The 20,048-nt window shown below is 43.0% G+C and carries 22 protein-coding genes; 5 read left to right on the top strand and 17 right to left on the bottom strand.

All coding sequences use genetic code 11. The features are described 5' to 3' along the window. Positions 1–3 precede the first annotated feature (3 nt). From VEZ01S_RS13165 to VEZ01S_RS13150, 4 genes are read right to left on the bottom strand one after another with little or no spacing between them, the layout of a single operon-like run. Positions 4–408 (bottom strand): ExbD/TolR family protein, encoded by a 405-nt coding sequence (locus tag VEZ01S_RS13165; RefSeq protein WP_021714540.1) that lies wholly within the window; start codon positions 406–408, stop codon positions 4–6. A gap of 36 nt (positions 409–444) precedes the next feature. Beyond that, positions 445–1,002 carry a MotA/TolQ/ExbB proton channel family protein gene (locus VEZ01S_RS13160; protein WP_021714539.1) on the bottom strand — a complete coding sequence of 186 codons (558 nt, stop codon included), beginning with the start codon at positions 1,000–1,002 and terminating at the stop codon, positions 445–447. Next, the gene (locus tag VEZ01S_RS13155) at positions 1,002–2,375 is read right to left on the bottom strand and encodes a MotA/TolQ/ExbB proton channel family protein (RefSeq protein WP_021714538.1); all 1,374 of its coding nucleotides are present in this window, start codon (positions 2,373–2,375) and stop codon (positions 1,002–1,004) included. The genes VEZ01S_RS13160 and VEZ01S_RS13155 overlap by 1 nt, the downstream gene beginning before the upstream one ends. Then, on the bottom strand, positions 2,372–3,157 hold the full coding sequence (locus VEZ01S_RS13150) for a DUF3450 domain-containing protein (RefSeq protein WP_021714537.1): 786 nt from the start codon (positions 3,155–3,157) through the stop codon (positions 2,372–2,374). The genes VEZ01S_RS13155 and VEZ01S_RS13150 overlap by 4 nt, the downstream gene beginning before the upstream one ends. Positions 3,158–3,628: 471 nt before the next feature. Here VEZ01S_RS13150 and yegD point away from each other — a divergent pair, with 471 nt between their 5' ends. Together yegD and VEZ01S_RS16855 are read left to right on the top strand one after the other, a co-directional pair. Then, on the top strand, positions 3,629–4,981 hold the full coding sequence (gene yegD / locus VEZ01S_RS13145) for a molecular chaperone (protein WP_021714536.1): 1,353 nt from the start codon (positions 3,629–3,631) through the stop codon (positions 4,979–4,981). A 132-nt stretch (positions 4,982–5,113) separates the two neighbouring features. Then, the gene (locus tag VEZ01S_RS16855; RefSeq protein WP_162889459.1) at positions 5,114–5,284 is read left to right on the top strand and encodes a hypothetical protein; all 171 of its coding nucleotides are present in this window, start codon (positions 5,114–5,116) and stop codon (positions 5,282–5,284) included. 44 nt (positions 5,285–5,328) lie between these two features. Here VEZ01S_RS16855 and VEZ01S_RS13140 read toward each other — a convergent pair whose 3' ends face one another. Continuing rightward, entirely contained in the window at positions 5,329–6,348 is a 1,020-nt protein-coding gene (locus VEZ01S_RS13140) for a S1 family peptidase (RefSeq protein ID WP_021714534.1), read from the bottom strand. Positions 6,349–6,706: 358 nt separating this feature from the next. Then, positions 6,707–7,279, bottom strand: a complete 573-nt coding sequence (gene efpL / locus VEZ01S_RS13135) for an elongation factor P-like protein EfpL (RefSeq protein WP_021714533.1) — start codon at positions 7,277–7,279, stop codon at positions 6,707–6,709. 286 nt (positions 7,280–7,565) lie between these two features. Between efpL and VEZ01S_RS13130 the strand changes: the two genes are divergently transcribed. From VEZ01S_RS13130 to VEZ01S_RS13120, 3 genes are read left to right on the top strand one after another with little or no spacing between them, the layout of a single operon-like run. Continuing rightward, positions 7,566–8,309, top strand: coding sequence for a hypothetical protein (locus VEZ01S_RS13130; RefSeq protein WP_021714532.1), 744 nt, complete (start codon positions 7,566–7,568; stop codon positions 8,307–8,309). 54 nt (positions 8,310–8,363) lie between these two features. Beyond that, positions 8,364–9,275, top strand: a complete 912-nt coding sequence (locus tag VEZ01S_RS13125; protein WP_156896023.1) for a hypothetical protein — start codon at positions 8,364–8,366, stop codon at positions 9,273–9,275. Further along, entirely contained in the window at positions 9,275–9,934 is a 660-nt protein-coding gene (locus tag VEZ01S_RS13120) for a hypothetical protein (RefSeq protein WP_021714530.1), read from the top strand. Before VEZ01S_RS13125 ends, VEZ01S_RS13120 begins: the two co-directional genes overlap by 1 nt. Positions 9,935–10,254: 320 nt before the next feature. Here the strand turns inward: VEZ01S_RS13120 and VEZ01S_RS13115 are convergent, their stop codons facing one another. The 11 genes from VEZ01S_RS13115 to VEZ01S_RS13065 all read right to left on the bottom strand — a co-directional run bounded on the left by VEZ01S_RS13115 (position 10,255) and on the right by VEZ01S_RS13065 (position 19,828). After that, complete coding sequence (locus VEZ01S_RS13115; protein ID WP_021714529.1) at positions 10,255–11,475, bottom strand: M20/M25/M40 family metallo-hydrolase; 1,221 nt, start codon at positions 11,473–11,475, stop codon at positions 10,255–10,257. Between the two features lie 557 nt (positions 11,476–12,032). Next, positions 12,033–12,245, bottom strand: coding sequence for a transcription antiterminator/RNA stability regulator CspE (gene cspE / locus VEZ01S_RS13110; protein ID WP_021714528.1), 213 nt, complete (start codon positions 12,243–12,245; stop codon positions 12,033–12,035). A gap of 688 nt (positions 12,246–12,933) precedes the next feature. Beyond that, a complete protein-coding gene (locus VEZ01S_RS13105; protein WP_021714527.1) occupies positions 12,934–13,377 on the bottom strand; it encodes a F0F1 ATP synthase subunit epsilon in 444 nt (147 codons plus the stop codon). Positions 13,378–13,392: 15 nt separating this feature from the next. Continuing rightward, positions 13,393–14,778, bottom strand: a complete 1,386-nt coding sequence (atpD, locus tag VEZ01S_RS13100; RefSeq protein WP_021714526.1) for a F0F1 ATP synthase subunit beta — start codon at positions 14,776–14,778, stop codon at positions 13,393–13,395. Positions 14,779–14,807: 29 nt separating this feature from the next. After that, on the bottom strand, positions 14,808–15,677 hold the full coding sequence (gene atpG, locus VEZ01S_RS13095) for a F0F1 ATP synthase subunit gamma (protein WP_021714525.1): 870 nt from the start codon (positions 15,675–15,677) through the stop codon (positions 14,808–14,810). 46 nt (positions 15,678–15,723) lie between these two features. Further along, positions 15,724–17,265, bottom strand: coding sequence for a F0F1 ATP synthase subunit alpha (gene atpA, locus VEZ01S_RS13090; protein ID WP_021714524.1), 1,542 nt, complete (start codon positions 17,263–17,265; stop codon positions 15,724–15,726). 9 nt (positions 17,266–17,274) lie between these two features. Continuing rightward, on the bottom strand, positions 17,275–17,826 hold the full coding sequence (locus VEZ01S_RS13085) for a F0F1 ATP synthase subunit delta (RefSeq protein WP_021714523.1): 552 nt from the start codon (positions 17,824–17,826) through the stop codon (positions 17,275–17,277). Positions 17,827–17,837: 11 nt separating this feature from the next. Next, positions 17,838–18,308: a F0F1 ATP synthase subunit B gene (locus VEZ01S_RS13080; RefSeq protein WP_021714522.1), complete on the bottom strand. Its 471-nt coding sequence runs from the start codon at positions 18,306–18,308 to the stop codon at positions 17,838–17,840. A gap of 67 nt (positions 18,309–18,375) precedes the next feature. Continuing rightward, positions 18,376–18,612 (bottom strand): F0F1 ATP synthase subunit C, encoded by a 237-nt coding sequence (gene atpE / locus VEZ01S_RS13075; protein ID WP_004730405.1) that lies wholly within the window; start codon positions 18,610–18,612, stop codon positions 18,376–18,378. Between the two features lie 45 nt (positions 18,613–18,657). After that, positions 18,658–19,425, bottom strand: coding sequence for a F0F1 ATP synthase subunit A (gene atpB / locus VEZ01S_RS13070; RefSeq protein WP_021714521.1), 768 nt, complete (start codon positions 19,423–19,425; stop codon positions 18,658–18,660). Between the two features lies 1 nt (position 19,426). Then, complete coding sequence (locus VEZ01S_RS13065) at positions 19,427–19,828, bottom strand: ATP synthase subunit I (RefSeq protein ID WP_021714520.1); 402 nt, start codon at positions 19,826–19,828, stop codon at positions 19,427–19,429. Between the last annotated feature and the right edge of the window lie 220 nt (positions 19,829–20,048).

The raw sequence follows: 20,048 nt of genomic DNA, 5'->3' as shown, positions 1-20,048 counted from the left end.
TCTCTATTTCGCGACCGTTGCCAGAGCGATTTTCTCAATGCCCGCGCCTTTGACGCCATCCATGACTTGTACCACTGTGCCGTTAAAGGCAAATTTATCCGCTTGGATCACCACAGAAGCATCCGGTTTATCAATCAGTAAGTTTTCCAATGTGGCCTGTACACGCTCAACATCGATGAGACGTTTATCAATATAAACCAAGTTATTGTCGGTAATCGCGATAAAAATACCCGCATCTTGCTGACTGGTGGCATTCGCCGCTTGAGGGCGATTCACTTCTACCCCGGACTCACGCACAAATGAGCTGGTCACAATAAAAAAGATCAACATGATAAATACGATGTCGAGCATCGAAGTCATATCCACTTGCGCTTCATCATTGCGCTGGCGACGTCGTCCTAATCTCATTTCAATAAAACCTTTAAAAACTGTATACGCATTTTACTAACCGTTATGAGTTCGCAATAAACGCTCTAAATGCAATTGCTTACGTTCAGCAAGCCCGCACAATCTAGAATAAATAAACATGCTCACTAGAGCCGCGACCATGCCAGCCATTGTGGGAATCGTCGCCATAGAAATGCCAGCAGCCATTAAACGAGGCTCACTATTACCTTGCGCGGCCATCACATCAAAGACGGAAATCATACCGGTCACGGTTCCCAGTAACCCCAGCATAGGGAATAAAGAGATCAATACTTTCATCAATGATAATGAACGATTTAAATTCAGCTCTGACTCTGATAACCACGCCTCACGCTGACACAGAGCAAACCATGAATGACGATCACTGCGTTGTTGCCACTTCTGCACCCATTGCTGTTGGTATTTAGGGAATACCCACACAAAATACATCACCCTATCGAGCACTAATATCCAAAAGATCAGCATCACAAAGGCAAGCCACCATAAAACCGGACCACCACGAAACATCAACTGCTCAATCGAGCCGAAAATGGGGAGATCCGTTAACTGGCTCAAAAATGCCAACATCTCGCTCATTACGCGATAACCTCTTGGCTAGCATTTTGCTCAGTAGTGAGTTTCAGGTTTTGCGCTTGTTCCGCTCTTTCTGCAACCAAGCCAACTCCCTGCTTCTCTATGATGTTACGAATGCCTTCCGATAAGCTAGACAGCATGTTGTGCACTAGTAGTAATGGCATCGCTGCAATAAGCCCAAGCACAGTGGTGATAAGAGCCATTGAAATACCACCCGCCATAATACGAGGGTCGGCATTACCAAATTGAGTGATGGTTTGGAACGTATCTATCATGCCTGTTACTGTTCCTAACAGCCCCAACATTGGCGCAATAGCGGCAAGCAACTTCACCGTTGAAATGCCCTTTTCTAAACTCTCTTGCTCGTCCATCACCGCTTCAAGCAAACGAAGCTCTAACGCTTCAATCGTGGGGCTTTTATCCTCTTTATGTACCAACATGACGCGACCCAAAGGGTTGTCGGCTGTTGGACTGTCGACCTGTTTTAGCTGTTTCGATATTTTGGATTTAATGGAAAGCAAAATAAGCGCGCGGTACACCCCAATGAGCAGACCTATCAGCAGTAAACCTAAAATGATCTTACCAACGATGCCACCCTGCTCAATGCGTTGTATTAGGGTAGGATTGTTCGCCAATTGCTCTAACAATGCCCCGCGAGTCGCATCCACAGCAACCACAGATACCCCCTGACTGACCTTCATACTAGAAAGCAGAGCCGAATCAGGCTGAACACTATAACGTGTTGCAATATGCTTACTTGCATCCCATGCTAAGTAACCCTCTTCATCCGCTAAAGCAAACGCACCCAAACGCAGAACTTGTTTTTGCGAGATTTCGCCAGAGTGATCCACATAAGGAACCGACACCAACGAGGCTTGAGCGCCGGCATTGATTTGGTGTACGTACGCCTGCCAAAGACCATATAACTCGTCTTTTGTCGGAATCGATTTTGCCTCAATGATGGCCGAGACAACAGCAACATCCGCGGCTGCACCAATGGAAGCAACCGAGCGTTGTTGCTCAAGCTGCACATCTTTGGCTGCCTGACGTACGACCCCAAAAATCTCGCCTAAACTGCCGGTGGCTAACGTCAGTTGTTTCTCTTTATCCGCCAGAATTTGTTCATTCACTTGGAAGGTATCGCTGAGGGTCTGAATGTCTTTGTCGAGGCGCTTGCGTTTCGCCTGCAAAGCGTTTAATTCTCGCTTTAATTGCGCTTCTGTTGCCGCAAATTCTCCTTCACGCTGTTTGTTGGCTTTTTGTTCGGCGGCTTTAGCGTGCGCGGTTTGATTTAACAGACTTTGGTTGGCGTAACTGGGTGCAATGCTAAACAGCATCATCACACTTAATGTTATAGTGGCTAGGTAGCGTTTCATTGTGAGATCTCCTGCCCTTGAGTTAACGATACGGGTAATTTCAGCAATGAAGGTGACGCTTGTTTTGCTGCAACATCAAAGGCTTTATCAATGTCGTGTCCTAGGCGACTGTTTTGCTCTAACCACACTTTTTGACTTGCATCCCACGCCCAATAGCGTTGGCGATCATTGGAACGAGCCACTAAAGCGATGCGCCCTAGATAAAGTTGCTCAACAATCATTGATTTACCGTCAAATTGAATCGGCCCTGAATACGCTCCCATCTTAGTGCCGTAATCCATTTCTATCTGGTAGGCTTCCAAGATGCGGCGGTATTTTTCCGCATCACTGACATCCGCTTGCGTCATCATATGTTTAAGGCTGGTCAGTCGCTTAGCACGCGCCTCAGTTCGAATCGGACGATCATTCGCGTTGATCGCTTCCAGACCTTCTAGCATTTCGTACATCAAAGGAACAATGCTTTGGCGAGTATCATCAATTTTTGAAATTTGGGAGTCATAGCTAGCCAACTCTTCGGTTTGGCTGCTAATCAAGCCATTAAGATGTTTTTGGTACACCTCTAGGTTGTGTACTTCTCGCTTAATAGCAGCAATATCAGCTTCTAAACGAATGGCCTGTGCACTGCTTTTAACGACTTTCTTTTGACTGTTCGCTGCACTCTTGGTGATTTGAGTCTCGATGTTTTGAGACTGTTGCAATGTGCTCTGTTGGGAGGCAAACGCGAGCGAACTGACTAAAGATAAGCCTGCTACTAATAGAGTTCGCATGGTGTTGTGGTTCATAGGGTTCTCATTAAATCTTTGATTTAGCTGATATTGAATAGGAGCATATCCTGCTAGACAGACGCTCGACACGCTATTCATGTGTATATAATACCTGCTGTGCAAACGCTTTGATCTCACCCCAGCGTTCATAAAAATATGTCAAAAAAGGAGAAACAAAGTCCAAACGGTGACACAAACGCAAATGAGAAGCGGTATTATCTACTATTGATGGGCGTTATATTAGGGATACCGACCATCGGATGCAATAGAGTTATGAGCTATCTGTCTATTTACACTCATAATTTATCAAATAACCTCTTTATAAAGCTCTGTGATCTAGAAAATGGACACTTAATGAAGCTTGATGGTTTTTACGTTCAGAGATAACCACTATTAGGTGGGTATAAATTGCTTGCCTCTCTTGACCCAAGACCGATAAACGGTGTTTAATTGCGCCCCTTTCTGCGAGATAGACCTTTGGAGAACACTATGGCAATCGGCTTTGACTACGGTACCGCAAACTGCTCAGTCGCACACATTATCGATAACCAGGCCATTCACATCCCACTGGACAACGATCAGAAGTACATTTCATCAACCCTTTGTGCTCCCACTTCTGAGGCAATCTCAGAGTATCTGTTTCGTCGTAAAAATATTCTTCCTATTACTGAGCACGGTGAGGCTATCTTAAAGCGTGCTATTCGTAGCAATCAGGAAGAAGGCATTGACGTGATGGAAGAAGAGATTCTCTTTGGTCAAGCGGCACTGGATCTCTATTTGCAGGAACCAAAAGATGTGTATTACATTAAATCGCCGAAATCATTTCTTGGTGCGCGCGGCTTAAAAGAAGTGCAACTGGCGTTCTTTGAAGACCTCGTGTGCGCCATGATGGAGAACATCAAGTCGCAAGCTGAAACCTCTTTAGGCTATTCAATCACCGATACTGTTATCGGTCGCCCAGTCAACTTTCTTGGGCGCGGCGGAGAAAAATCCAACCAGCAAGCGCAAGATATTTTACTGCGTGCCGCTACCCGAGCGGGTTTTAAAAACATCGAGTTTCAATTTGAACCTGTTGCGGCTGGACTGGATTACGAAAGCACCTTGACTGAAAATAAAAATGTGTTAATCGTCGATATCGGCGGTGGTACAACCGACTGCTCTATGATCCAAATGGGCCCTTCTTGGCTTGGCAAGAGCGATCGCACACAAACTCTGCTTGGGCATACCGGCCAGCTTGTCGGAGGAAACGATCTTGATATCCATATAGCCTATAAGCAATTTATGACGGCGTTGGGGAAAGGAGGTCGAAAACGTTCCGGGCTAGAGCTTCCTATTAGTCAGTTTTGGCATTCTATTTTAATCAACAACGTACAAGCTCAGCGTGAATTTTACGCTAAAGAGAACTTGCCTGTACTCAAGCAATTGCAACGAGAAGCAGTGGATCCTGCCAAACTGGCACGCATGATTGAAGTTCACCAAGGGGCGCTGGGTTACAGCATTGTCTCTGAGGCCGAAAAAACAAAAATTGCTCTGTCGGAAGCAGAGCACTATCACGCAAACATCAAACTGCTCTCTGAAATCATTGAAGTGCCCGTATTGCAGCAAGAAATGGAAGCGGCGATCGCAGTTCCTAAAGATAAGATTACAAAGCTGGTATTAGAAGCGGTAAAACAATCTCAAATCACTCCAGATGTAGTCTTTATGACCGGTGGCTCGGCGCGCTCAACCACACTGCAAAATGCGGTGAAATCTGTACTACCGAACATCCCTATCGTCAGTGGCAATTACTTTGGTTCCGTCACGGCTGGGCTGGCACGTTGGGCAGACGTTTGTTTTAAATAGCGTCGAGCAATCGCAGTCATTACCCTTTATGGGTATTGTCATAGCCGTTGACGGTTACAGTTGGTATAAATCTCAGATTGTGGCTATATTCGTAAAAGAACGAATATTAGGCGATTGATGTTTGAGGGATGTATGAATATAAAGCCAATACAATTTGTGATCTTAGGTGTTATTGTCGGCTTCTCAATGAATGGCTTATACGACATGACGCTAGAAGCGCGTTCAGCCAGCATGGCAAAACAAAGTGGACAGAGCACCTCTGTCACATTTTCCAACTGCACCCTTGATGCTAAAAACTCTTAAGCACGCAAATTAGCGTGCTTATCTCACCTCTTCATTATGATGAGTTACGCTCTATGAGAGCGAAGCTTATGCCCAATCAATAGCGTAAATAACCACATCCAAGACAATGATCCACCGGACTCTTCAGCCAAGATATCCGCTTCTTCTTCTGGGGTGTAGTTTTCGCGATCAAATTCAGTCACTATCGTCTTCGGAACTTCTCGCCCCGCTAATACGCTATCAATCCAATCTCGATATTCTGCGACTTCAGTGTAAGCCGAGGAGTAGTCCGCACTCGGATCGCCACATTGGGAAGGACCATAGCTGGTAATACCGACCTGAATATACTGAGTACCGTTGTACCAAAACAAAGGCCCGCCAGAGTCCCCCCCACAAGTAGAGTTACGTAACTGGGAATCAATATCTACATCACCTTGCAAACACAACTGCTTACTACTGATATTGGCGGATTCACACGCTGAGCTCGATAATATCCTTTGTGTGATTCCCTGCAATATATTGTCGTTCCCCGTATCTGAACGAGTATAACCATGCCCAATGGATAGCATCTCGGTTCCGACCACGTTATACACATTGGCATCCGCTAACGAAGCCAATTGCGTATAGTCAGAGGATGAAACTGGCATTGGTTGTTCTAATTTTATAATCGCAATATCGTCTGGCCAACTTAAGTTAGCGCTATCTATAAAGGTGCTTGGGTAATAAAACTCACTGGCTCGGATCAGCTCAACTTTAGGTAATGTACCTACACGCGCAATAATTTGTTGTTCATTTTGCAACTGAGGCGCGACAGAGGTGTAGGTATAATAATATGAATCTCCCTCTACGCAGTGAGCTGCGGTTAATACATGGTATTGATCAAGAATAGTGCCGCCACAATAGTTTTGATGCAGCCCGGAAGTATCTAACTGATCAAAATATAAACTGGCAAACGAGGGGTACATTTGCACGGATATAGGGGTGCCATTGACGATGTAAGTGCTTGCTACACCTTGTGCAAAACTTGCGGGAACAGGACCAAGCGCTATTGCTGTGCAAATAGCAATTTGACATGATTTGTACATATACGACTCCATAAAATAGCGCCTACCTTATACTCATCGTCTTCAATAACAGTTCATCCTAGCGAGTATCAATGCTATGTCTGATCAATTATTGCGATGGGTACAGCAATCCTTTGCTCGTGATTGAAAAACCACAATGTAGGCCATACAAGTCAGTTTCACACTAAACCAACACCACTGCAACATTATTCACATACATCAATAAATATAGCGTTGTGCGATCAAATTTGCACCAGTGGATAAAACGATTTTTACGCTACTCTACGGGGATCTCCTCCCTTCCAGATAAAAAAAATGCAGTGCATTCAATGCACTGCGTTTTCATATTGTTAAAATGTTTGCTGCGTTTGAGCGCGCTTTATTTGTCAGCACGACCCATAAATGCTTTGTCTGAAGTGTTCACACGAACCTTCTCGCCGCCAGCAATGTATTCAGGAACCTGGATAATAAGACCAGTCGATAGCGTTGCAGGCTTAGTACGCGCCGCCGCTGATGCACCCTTAATTGAAGGGTCAGTTTCTACGATTTCCAATTCCACAACAGAAGGAAGTTCAAGCGCTACAGGACTGCCATCAACAAGCAGTACAAATAGACCTTGCGTTTCTTCATTCACGAACTGAAGTTCTTCTTCAATGCTCTCTTTATTGAAGTTGTATGGCGTGTAGTCTTCACTGTCCATAAATACGTATTCATCACCATCCACGTAAGAGAACGTTGAAGGGTGACGACTGAAATCTGCAAGGTTAATGATTTCATCGGCTTTAAAGCTCTCATCGGCCTTTGCACCTGTTGCGACATCATACATACGCATACGGTATAGGCTGGCTCCAGCACGACCACTTGGCGTTAGTTTGTTGATTTCTTTAACGAAGTACACTTTACCGTTGTGCTCAATCGCAGCACTTTTTTTGATTTCACTTGCCTTAGGCATTGTTATTCCCTTGTCTCATTTAAGATCTTTCAAGCCAGAGTATACAAGGTCAAAAAGGGTTGATCATCCTCTACGATCAAATTGTTAGAAATAACGGTCAAATATCTATTTCCATGTTTTCTTCACACAACGATGATGACAGCGTAGCAGATAAAAGTACATCATCAATCTTTTAAGCAATCTGTTCATTGCATAGGAAAAAGCAAAAACCAATAGAGCACAACCCATTGCTAATCTTTGCCGACTCAACGATAATTCAACAAAGAAAGCGTTAGAGGATTACAGCATGTCAAGCAAGATAACCAGTATGGTTTGGAGTCTAAAGTTAGTTGTTGGTGAAAGTAAACTTGTGTTGCTGGCATTAGCCGAACTTGCTGATAGAAACGGCAACTTCCAAACCACATATGCAGAACTTCAATCTCTAACAGGTATGAGTAATGGGGCTATTAATACCATACTCCATCACCTTTCTAGCAATCAAAGTAAACTAGTTAATTTGAATAATCACCGTACTTATAATCATAGTGACAACCTTTCTGGGAGCTTACACCTAGATAATAATTTGATGATTTCTCAACAATCGGCTCCAGTATTGCCTGATTTATATGCTCAAGCACAAACGCAAAGAGAAAACTTTCACAAACGACCGCAAAAAAGTAGATTAAATCGAGGACAAAGATCGCAAATTACTCCTCTAGACAAATCGGCGAAAGAAAAGACTTACCACATATGGCAGGTTCATGAGGCAGAGATACATGACTGGGCTGAAGGGCTCTTGTTCAAAATGGGAGTGGGCGGAAATACTGAGATCTGGCAATCTTTGGTTCAAGACGTACATAAATCCGGAGAAGAAATTTTTACTCTTAGCCAATTAATTAACCGACTACACCAGAAAATTAATTTCTATAAACAATCTCGACTTGCCAATACTGGTAATAATTCGTTTTCCCGACCAGCTAAACAATCAGCTATGAGTGAATTTGAGGAAAAATTCAAGGATTATTATCCTAGTGACGAATTTGATGGTTAATAGGCTCACTATAACCTTAACCTTTTATTTACTTTAAATATTACTAAGTGATTCATGATGAATAATGAACGAGACAAAATAAAAAAAATTAGTGACGTTATAGGCTCGTCATTTGAAGAGCATTTAGCCAGAGCAGGAAAGCAGTCAAAGCAATCCTCATTAGGAAAAGTAAGGGAATCCAATGCTCCTAGTTATAGGCGACAGAATGCAGGCCAAAATAGGGCTTTAGAAACTAGGCATAATGTGTCTAATCGTCGTGGTTTAACAAATCCTAATTCTCAGAAAGTACTTGATGAGTACCACAGGCTGGGTAAAAGTGAACAGATACTGCGCGTTTGGGCTATGCTGATGCAAGCATTTGATTCAAAAATGAAGCATTACTTTGGCGAAGAACCTGATAGTCACTTTATGCACTTCGCTGCCGATTTAACCCCTGACTCATTTGCTCGCCTTCAGGCTAACCTACTTGAACGTTTAGACGAAGATCGTGAGTGGCCTCCATCATTAATCAGGCTGAAGCAATTAGCAAACTCACCAACGAAAGAAGTAATGTATCAGGCACGACAGCATCTTTTTCATGCTCCCGTACCTATAAATAAGCTAGATCGTGTCGAGTTGTTTGTAAAAAAACACAAAATGAGGGAAGTTAGAAGTTTACCTGAGAAAAACTTTGAGCGGGAATTCAATCGTAAATACATTCAGTGGTTTAGAGATGTTATTTTCCATGATATGGATATAACACTTGAAGAAAGGCAACAGGAAATCAGCCGACATGTTCAGGCTTCTACTGAAACACACCATGATCAAGCTGTGAATAAGATAATTTCTCAAGGGCAAGCATTTGAAAACCCTATGGGAGCGCGTATTAAATCAATTATCGGTAACAAACACATTCAAGTAGATGAAATAACTGACGATGCAGCATTTGTAAAACAAACACAAACTGAAAATCAGGATTCAAATTAATGCGTAATTTTGAAATATTGGAGAGAGGAGAAAAGTACTTCCGCTGTAGCGTAGACGGTAAAAGCCATTGCCGTATTATTATTGATGATTACAGCAAAGGGCTATCTTTAGGGAAGCACCGATTACATGTTGAAGAGATCACTGATAGGTATGTGCATTTTGCACATGACGCTGTCTTCAAGCTTACCCTCCCACTATCACAGCAACACTCAATAGAGATCTGTACTTTAAAGGCAGGGAGGAAGAACACAGTCACCTACAAAGAATGTCTACGATTAGGTGGAAAGTGGGAACCAATATTAAATGAATGGGTCTTTTCTTCTTCAGTAAAAGACAAAGTTGAACAACTAAGAAGCATTGTTAAATCTAGACAAATATTAGTAGAAATCAAATTTAAAGAAACTATCTCACATCTAGGTAAGAATCTGACTATATTCGGATACGAAACAGTCAAAGGTATAAAAGTAAACAATGCCCCAATACTAGGATCAGGAATTACCTTAAAAAAAGGCGATATAACATTTATTAACAGCCCAATAAGTAAAATTATTATTCGCTCAGGGACAGTATTACGACTGAAAATACCTGAAAAAATGTTAATATCCGAAGTTTTTCGAGAAGATTACCTTGCTGCAACTGATTTAAGCGTTTTGAAGTAATAAAATTATCGACTCTACGATTTATTGTGAGCTTTCAGAAAACTGTACGCCTACTTATAATTAATCTTGTCATGGATAAGAATAAGCATCATGAGTAAAAAAGGTCTAGAACTCTTCGCTCACAAAATAGTGAGGTCTATTAAAACCCAATAAAATTTTGACCACTTAAAAAATCACAGAGTAACTTGAGATAGTCTTCAATGCCAAACTTAGGTAGCCACCTTGGTTTTAAAACATACAGTGGCCACTTGTTTAAAGCCGTCCTAACTAACATAAGATTTAGGACGGCTTTTTACCACCTATAAGCTTAGATTTATATACTATGCATTATCTAATCGGATATGGCTGTTTTTCAGATCATCACGGCTAATGCCCTTGCTGTCATTCATGCTATTGAAGTGACGAAGTAGCTCAGTGATCGCTTCGATAGAGGCGAGCAAATCACCTGTATGCGCAGATTCTGATGAAGTGTGCATATTACGGATAGGATAACCAATCGTAATTGCCGCGCTGTCTACGCCAGCAAGCGCTGCCGCCATACCGTCTGTACCCATATCACGGCCAGAGAAGTCTAGCTGGCATGGAATGCCTTTTTCACGACATAGGGTATCCATAGTTTGTACTAAGTATTCAGATGATACTGAGCCGCGTCCAATGGTAAAGCCTGCGCCCATTTTCAATGGGTTCATGTTACGACTGCCAATGCCTGGCGCCGCTTCGTAGTCATGATTAACGTCAGTTGCAATCAAGATGTCAGGTTTTAGCTCACCCACTACTTGTGTTGAACCAAAACGACCAATCTCTTCATGAGTCGCGATAGTGTAAAGCACGCGAACGTTATCTAGACCTTCTGCCGCGAGAGTACGTGCAATTTCAGTCACAGAGAAACAACCTAGACCGTTATCAAGGTAAGCGCCGTAGAACGTGTCTGCCGCCACGCCACGTTTAATAGGGCGGTCTAGCAAGATTGGGTCACCCACGCGCAAACCTAGTGCCTCAACTTGCGCTTTACGGTCTTCACCGTGCATTTGTAGTTCTAGGTAGATAGATTCAGGTTTAATGCCCTGAGTACCGCTACGTTGCGCTGGAGTAGAAAAGTGAATCGCACCAAGCGCTTCAACGGTTGCGCCTTTGATCGTTTTGTAAGATCCAATATTGTCAGGATCTTGACAGAATACTTGTACTTCGTGACCAATCAATGTGGTCGGCAAGAAAGAGTCGGTATTGATCCATACTTTACCATCGGCATCAATTTTACGAACTTGCATACGGATTTTATCCGCATGACCCACGATCATAACGCTGGTTAGATCATCACGGCCCGGATGAGAATCGAACACAATGCTCGCGTTGCCTTTAAATTGATGGATACCCCAGCCTTGTGGCATGAAAGATTCAAACTCTGGTTTGATAATGCCGTAACTCATTGCAGCTTCAAAGCCAATTGGCGAAGGTGCAGAGAGTACTTTAGACATAAATTCGAATTGTTGCTGTGGCATAGGCTGAGCCCATGACTGACTTTGATTATTTTCTGTAGTCATTGTAATTCTTCTTGGCATTTACTGTTGGCAGCTAAATTAATACCTGACGCCAATGAATTCAAGGAATTTACGTATAACTCACCACTTTATAGGCACTTACATGCACATCAATGGCTAGATAGGATTTCAATAAGAGAGATAAAGAAAGGGGAAACTAAAATATTAACTCAAAGCGTTCTGGATCACGAAAACGACTTGAGTTCACATTGTTACAATAGGCTAAGAGTGATAATTAGCTGGCTTTTTTAAATTTAGTGCTGGTTTGAATACGCAGTTTTTGAAACCAAAAACGCTTGCGTCCAATAGAACGAGACATAACTCTCCTTAAATAATTTAGGGTCCTCTTTTTTCAGACGCAATAATGCTGACTGAAATTGACGGGGTGGATAAGATTTTATTTATATTGATGTAGCGAAGAAAATAACTAACGAGACGAACATTTACAGCTTGCAGATGTGTGACGGGTTTTTACTTGCGATGTTACGATATAAATGACTAATAGGTGTGCAACGAAAAGTTAGCGTAGACGATCACAGACCGTCTACGCCGACTAAAACTTAGATAGCTACAACGTCAGCAGCTTGAAGGCCTTTTTGACCTTGCTCAACTGTGAAAGACACTTTTTGGCCTTCAGCTAGAGTTTTGAAACCTTCAGAAGCGATAGCACGGAAGTGAACGAATACGTCCTGGCCGCCATTGTCTTGAGTTAGGAAACCAAAACCTTTCTCTTCGTTAAACCATTTTACGATACCAGTAGTTTTGTTAGACATAATGTGTCCCTTATTTTTAAAATCATATTTATTCGCGAAATTGCGAGACGCTGAAATTTTGAATTATTTAATGCTACGATGAAGCTAAGGAAACACTGAGGATGACTACACAAACGAAGGAATTCTGAGGGTTTTGCTTTTACTTTATATTTCATTAATAACTCTGAATCACAGAGTGAAATTGGATACTACACTAATTTATCAGGCTGTAAAGGCTTTAATTTAGTCTATATCGATGTTTTTTTAACTTATCCCTTCTCCCCTTCATCACTTTAACCACATAAGCTCTGGCTCAATATTTTGCGCTACAAGTGCAGAAATCACTCTATAAACAAGCCATTAGCATCTAATACAACATACGCAACTCATGTCTTATGACCGGATACAAAAATAGATTTGGTCATAATAAGGTCGGTGTAAATATTTGTGTTTATCGTGTATTTCAGAAAGGAAAGAGCCTCAGAGAGAGGGTGAGTCACCTGAGGCCTTAGGGGATCAGAACTACTACTGTTCTGAAGTTTCTCTGCTAAAAGAACCGGTATTCCCTGTGGTAAGTCTTACGCTTCACTGCTTACTTAGGGAGCCTAACCTGTCGCTTATTCTAGGGACAAGTCAGCATATAACTGATACCAACCTAAATGAACATTCAAGTTGGTATATAGGAGCCCGAAGGCTCCTTTTACATCATTTAGTGACGAGAGCGTGAGCCGGTTAGCTCTACTGCACGTAACTGGGCAATGGCTTTCGCTAGTTCAAGCTGAGCTTGAGCAAAGTTAGCGTCCATATCGCCTTTGTTGATGTTTTCTAATGCAGCACGTTTTGCTTCTTCTGCGCGAGCACGGTCAATATCTTTACCGTGTAGGGCAGTATCCGCTAGAACAGTCACTACATCAGGTTGCACTTCCACTAAGCCGCCAGAAACATAAAGCACTTGCTCTTCTTGTTTCTCGCCAGTAACAAACACGGTTACCCCTGGCTTGATTTTGCTAAGAAGTGGCGAGTGACCTGGGCGAATACCCAGCTCACCGTCAGCGCCTGAAACCGCAAGGGCATGTGCAGGCCCTGAAAACAGCGTACCTTCCGCACTTACGATGTTAAGTTGAAATGTATTCTCTGTAACTCCGATAGCCATAATGCACTCTGCCTCTTAGATAGATTTCGCTTTTTCAAGCACTTCGTCGATAGAACCACAGTACAAGAATGCTTGTTCTGGGATATCGTCGTATTGACCGTCTAGCAAGCCTTTAAAGCCTGACAGTGTTTCGCTTAGAGGTACGAATACACCTTTCTGACCAGTAAATACTTCCGCTACGTGGTAAGGCTGAGTTAGGAAACGTTCAATCTTACGAGCACGAGATACAGTTTGCTTATCTTCTTGAGATAGCTCATCCATACCTAGGATAGCGATGATATCTTTAAGTTCTTTATAACGTTGTAGCGTAGTTTGAACTTTTTGCGCAATGTTGTAGTGCTCTTCACCAACAACTAGAGGATCTAGCTGACGAGAAGTTGAGTCTAGTGGATCGATTGCTGGGTAAAGACCTAGCGCTGCGATGTTACGAGACAATACAACGGTTGCATCCAAGTGAGCAAACGTGGTTGCTGGCGATGGGTCAGTCAAGTCATCCGCAGGTACGTATACCGCTTGGATTGAAGTGATAGAACCTTGGCGAGTTGAAGTGATACGCTCTTGCAGAACACCCATCTCTTCAGCCAGTGTTGGCTGGTAACCTACCGCTGAAGGCATACGACCTAGCAGTGCTGATACTTCTGTACCCGCAAGTGTGTAACGGTAGATGTTATCGATGAATAGCAGTACGTCACGACCTTCATCACGGAAACGCTCAGCCATTGTAAGACCAGTAAGCGCTACACGTAGACGGTTTCCTGGTGGCTCGTTCATTTGGCCGTAAACCATGGCAACTTTGTCTAGAACGCCGGCTTCTTTCATTTCGTAGTAGAAGTCATTACCTTCACGAGTACGTTCACCAACACCAGTAAATACTGATAAACCTGAGTGAGCTTTCGCGATGTTGTTGATAAGCTCCATCATGTTTACGGTTTTACCTACACCCGCACCACCGAACAGACCGATTTTACCACCTTTAGCGAATGGACAGATAAGGTCGATAACCTTAACGCCAGTCTCTAGTAGCTCAGTGCTGTTTGCTTGATCTTCATAAGAAGGTGCAGCACGGTGAATCTCGTAGTTTTCTTTCTGACCAATCTCACCACATTCATCGATAGGGTGACCTAGTACGTTCATGATACGACCAAGCGTTTCTTCACCTACAGGTACTGTGATTGGAGAGCCAGTGTTCTCAACTTCAAGGCCACGACGTAGACCGTCAGAGGTACCCATTGCGATACAGCGAACGATACCGCCGCCCATTTGTTGTTGAACTTCTAATACTAGCGAACCTACATCGTCGCCTAATACTGTCAATGCGTCATAAACGCGAGGACCGTTGTTGTGGCTGAATTCGACATCCACCACCGCACCGATCACTTTTACTATTTTACCAACACTCATGTCTAAATCCTCAAATTCTTTTCCGAACCCTATACCGCTTGGGCGCCTGAAACGATTTCGCTCAGTTCTTGGGTTATGGCAGCCTGACGCGCTTTGTTGTAAATCAACTGTAGGTTGTCAATCAGTTGACCAGCGTTGTCGGTGGCCGCTTTCATGGCTACCATTCGGGCTGCTTGCTCACACGCGATGCTCTCTACGATGCCTTGGTACACTTGCGACTCTACGTAGCGGTGTAACAATTCAGAGAGAATGTCTTTTGGTGCTTGCTCGTAGATGTAGTCCCAGCGGCGTGCTTGTTTAGCACTTGCATCTGCTTCTACATCTGACGGGTGTGGCAGCAATTGTACTGTCGTTGGGTCTTGCACCATGGTGTTGACGAACTTGTTGTAAACCAAATACAAACTGTCGATCTTACCTTCATCATAGTGTCCCAGCATCGCGTTCACAGTACCTAAGATATCTTCCAGTTTAGGAGTATCACCTAGGCCAGCAGTTTGCGCTACGACGTTACCAGCTCGTTGGAAGAAGTTAATCGCCTTTGAACCAATCAATGTGGTATCGACTTCTACTCCCTTCGCGCGCCATTTCTGCATGTCATCTAACACTTTCTTGAACAGGTTGTTGTTCAAGCCGCCACATAAGCCGCGGTCAGATGAAATGATGATGTACGCAACACGTTTTGGTTCACGCTGTTGAAGGTACGGGTGTTGGTATTCCAACGAACCCGACGCGACATGAGAGATAACCTGACGCATGTTCTCAGCATATGGGCGAGTTTGCTCCATATGGTCTTGAACTTTACGCATCTTACTTGCCGCAACCATCTCCATTGCACTGGTGATTTTCTGAGTGTTACCAACACTGCCTATCTTGGTGCGAATCTCTTTAGTATTTGCCATTATCTGCTCCTATTTGTTTCGATTTCTAGTCAACAAACCAGAGCTTTTATAATGACTGGACTGAAATAAAGCCTTTCAGTATCTCGTGTAAACCCGCTTCGATTTCGTCGTTGTAGTCACCCGTAGCGTTGATAGTTGCCATCAACTCTGGGTTTTGGCTGTTTGCGTAAGCCAACAACTCTTGTTCGAAGTAGCCGATTTTAGAGAGTTCAACGTCAGCCAAGTAACCTTTCTCAGCAGAGAAGATAACCACAGCTTGAGCTGCAACAGACATTGGTGCGTACTGTTTCTGTTTCATCAGTTCAGTTACGCGCTCACCATGGTCAAGCTGCTTACGAGTTGTCTCATCTAGGTCAGAAGAGAACTGTGCAAACGCTGCCAATTCACGGTATTGAGCCAATGCAGTACGGATACCACCAGACAGTTTCTTGATGATCTTGCTTTGAGCAGCACCACCAACACGTGATACAGAGATACCTGGATCAACCGCTGGACGTAAACCTGAGTTAAACAGTTGAGTCTGAAGGAAAATCTGACCATCTGTGATTGAGATTACGTTAGTTGGTACGAACGCTGATACGTCACCCGCTTGGGTTTCGATGATTGGTAGAGCAGTTAGAGAACCTGTTTTACCTTTCACTTCACCGTTAGTGAATTTCTCAACGTAAGCTTCGTTTACACGAGCCGCACGTTCTAGAAGGCGTGAGTGAAGGTAGAATACGTCACCAGGGAATGCTTCACGGCCCGGTGGACGTTTAAGTAGTAGCGAAATTTGACGGTAAGCTACTGCTTGTTTTGATAGATCATCATAAATGATAAGTGCATCTTCACCACGGTCACGGAAGTATTCGCCCATGGTACAACCTGCGTAAGGAGCAAGGTATTGAAGTGCAGCTGATTCAGACGCTGATGCTACTACTACGATAGTGTTCTCAAGAGCGCCGTGCTCTTCAAGTTTACGTACTACGTTAGCAATAGTTGATGCTTTCTGACCAATCGCTACATACACACATTTGATGCCAGAATCTTTCTGGTTAATGATTGCATCGATCGCCATTGCTGTTTTACCAGTTTGACGGTCACCGATGATTAGCTCACGCTGACCACGGCCGATTGGCACCATTGTATCAACGGCTTTATAGCCAGTTTGAATTGGTTGGTCTACAGATTGACGCTCGATTACACCCGGTGCAATAACTTCTACTGGGTTTAGTTGGTCAAAGCTGATTGCGCCTTTACCATCGATTGGCTCACCAAGGGTGTTAACCACACGACCAAGCAGTCCGTTACCTACTGGTACTTCTAAGATACGACCAGTACCTTTTACTTTCATACCTTCAGAAAGGTCTGTGTAAGGGCCCATAACTACGGCGCCTACAGAGTATTGCTCAAGGTTAAGTGCAAGTGCGAACTTACCACCTGGCAATTCAATCATCTCACCTTGCATTACGTCTGCAAGACCGTTGATTGTGATGATGCCATCACGAACAGAGACGATAGTACCTTCATTGCGAGCTTCAGTGCTCACATTAAATTTTGCGATACGCTCTCTGATCAGATCGCTAATTTCATTTGAATTTAATTGCATATCTGTTACCTATCTCGCGTGAAGTTGACTAGCTAGTCGGCTGATTGATGTGTTCACTGAACCATCGATGATTGTTTCGCCTGCTTGGACGACAATCCCGCCTACCATCGTGTTATCGAGCACTTGCTCTAGTTCAACTCGACGCTCTAATTTTTTCTCAAGTGCGGCAGTCAATGACGCGACTTGCTCTTGTGTAAGTGATTCTGAGCTTGTGACAGTCACAGGGATAACACGTTCATGTTCATCCTTTAGCTCGGTAAACAGGTCGTACAACTCTTTGACAACTGAAAGACGGCCATTTTCTGCCAGAACTTTAATCAGGTTGATAACGTGTTCATCAACAAGTCCTTGGCAAACCTCAATCATGATGTCAGCCAGTGTTTCGGCTTGTTGTGCACCTGCACCTTGCGCTGAAGAAATCTCACTTGCGATAGTTTCTTCTTCTGCCACCGCTACAAGAATTGACAGCATTTGTTGCCATTCTTGTAACTTATTTTCGCTCAAAGCAAAGTCAAACGATGCTTTGGCGTAGGGATGAGCAATACTTGTGTACTCTGACATATTGCCTCCGCTTAGATTTCACTTATCAATTGATCAACTAGAGCTCGGTTCGCTTCAGAATCCAGGTTCTTACTAATCAACTTCTGTGCACTTTCAATTACTGCGTCTGCCATTTTCGCCTGAAGTTCTTGACGTAATTTTTGACGCTCGCCTTCTAGTTCGGCTCTACCTTGTTCTAAGATGCGTGCTTTTTCTTGTTCAGCTTCTTGCTGAGCTAAGCTGATGATTTCGCTACGGCGTTTGTTGCCTTGCTCTACCATTTCAGTCACATTGCGTTTCGCATCTTCGATGATTTGAGCACCGTTTGCTTTGGCTATTTCTAGCTCTTTAGCTGCATTTTCTGAATGGCGTAGGCCTTCAGCAATTTCTTTTTGGCGCTCGTCTAACATCGCTGTGAGAGGTGGCCATACATATTTCATACATAGCCAAACAAAGATCACGAATGAAATTGCTTGTCCGAGCATGCTTGCATTTAAGTTCATACCTTCACCACTAAACTAAATTTTGAATACTTATAAATCGTTCTTTTTTAAGCTTGTAAAATTTGAGTTAAGCTACTGCGAAGATGATGTATAGACCGATACCAACACCGATCATAGGTACCGCATCCACAAGACCCATCATGATGAAGAACTGAGTACGAAGCATTGGTGTTAGGTCAGGTTGACGTGCTACACCTTCAAGGTATTTACCTGCTAGGTTACCGATACCAGATGCTGCACCCGCTGCACCAAGACCAATTAGCAATGCACCTGCTACGTATAAAACTGCGCTTACGATATCCATTTGTATCTCCGATATATAAATTTGTTAATTAATTCTGGTTAATAATTAGTGTTCTTCTGTTGCCATGCCTAGGTAGACGATGGTAAGAACCATAAAAATAAATGCTTGTAAGAAAACGATTAAGATGTGGAACAGTGCCCATGGAACACTCAGTGCCCATTGCATCCACCATGGCATTAATGCAATCAGGATGAAGATCATTTCACCTGCGTACATGTTTCCGAATAATCGTAAACCTAGTGATATTGGTTTTGAAATTAACGTTACTAGTTCAAGTACAAGGTTAACTGGGTATAAAAGCGGATTATCAAATGGCTGAGTTGTTAACTCTTTAATAAACCCTTTCAGTCCCTTGTGTTTAAATGTGTAAGTTAATAACAGGATAAATACACCGAGTGCCATCGACATTGGGATGTTTACATCCGCGGTCGGTAAGTCTCTAAAGTGTGTAAAGCCCATTGCTTGAGTAAGCTGTGAAATTAAATCGATAGGTAGTAAGTCGATTGCGTTCATTAACAACACCCATACAAAGGTGGTTAATGCCAAAGGACCAATCAATTTATCTTCTGCTTGGAAAATCTCTTTTACTAGATTGTTTACAAATTCGAAAATCACTTCGATTAAACATTGAAAACGTCCAGGAACGCCGCTGGTTCCTTTAGTCACAACATATCGAAAAGCGCCAATGAATAGTAAACCTGTGATCCAAGACACCAACATAGAATCTATGTTCAATGCCCAGAAACCATCACCTGCAGTAAAGAAAGTTAAGTGGTGCTCTATATAGTCATGAGCAGTAGTAATATGTTCCATACTACGCGTACTCCGATGTGTGTGAGCCGATAATAAACGGCGCAAAGAAATAACCAATCATAGTCACTACATACGCTTCTAAAATAACTGGGTTATCCAGACCGAAGAATCGGAATGCAAGGATAAACATTACAAAGGTATATATGATTTTCACTACACGACTCATTTGCATAAGATCGCGTAAACTATAATTAGGATTTTTTTGAACCTTAAGGCTTGCATACATAAAACCAATCAGCGGTGGTAACATCGCAATAACGACACCCAATGCTGCAGATTCCATATCTACTTTATTACCGAAAATAACTTCAAATAAAACTACACCGACGGCTAATACTACTTGGCAAAGAACAACTCTTTTTGCAGCAACAAGAATGTCACCGCTGATTCCATCCAGCCTCATAATAAACCTCGTATTTGGCAGTTAAACTTAATATAAAGAACAGTCGAAAATGACTCGTTGTAATAACTTGATTCTTGGCTGCTCTCTATACATCCCCACGAAGTCTCGCCATATAAAACTTATTGGCTATAACTTCGATACCGTTAAGTTACGCTTAAATTTCCGTGATCAAAATACCAAATATCGACATCAATCATTCCATTTATGATAATTGTGTCAC

Source organism: Vibrio ezurae NBRC 102218, assembly GCF_000467185.1.
In the GTDB taxonomy this organism is placed as follows: domain Bacteria; phylum Pseudomonadota; class Gammaproteobacteria; order Enterobacterales; family Vibrionaceae; genus Vibrio; species Vibrio ezurae.
Note: the sequence above shows the minus strand (reverse complement) of the source record. Positions and strands in the feature narration are given on the sequence as shown.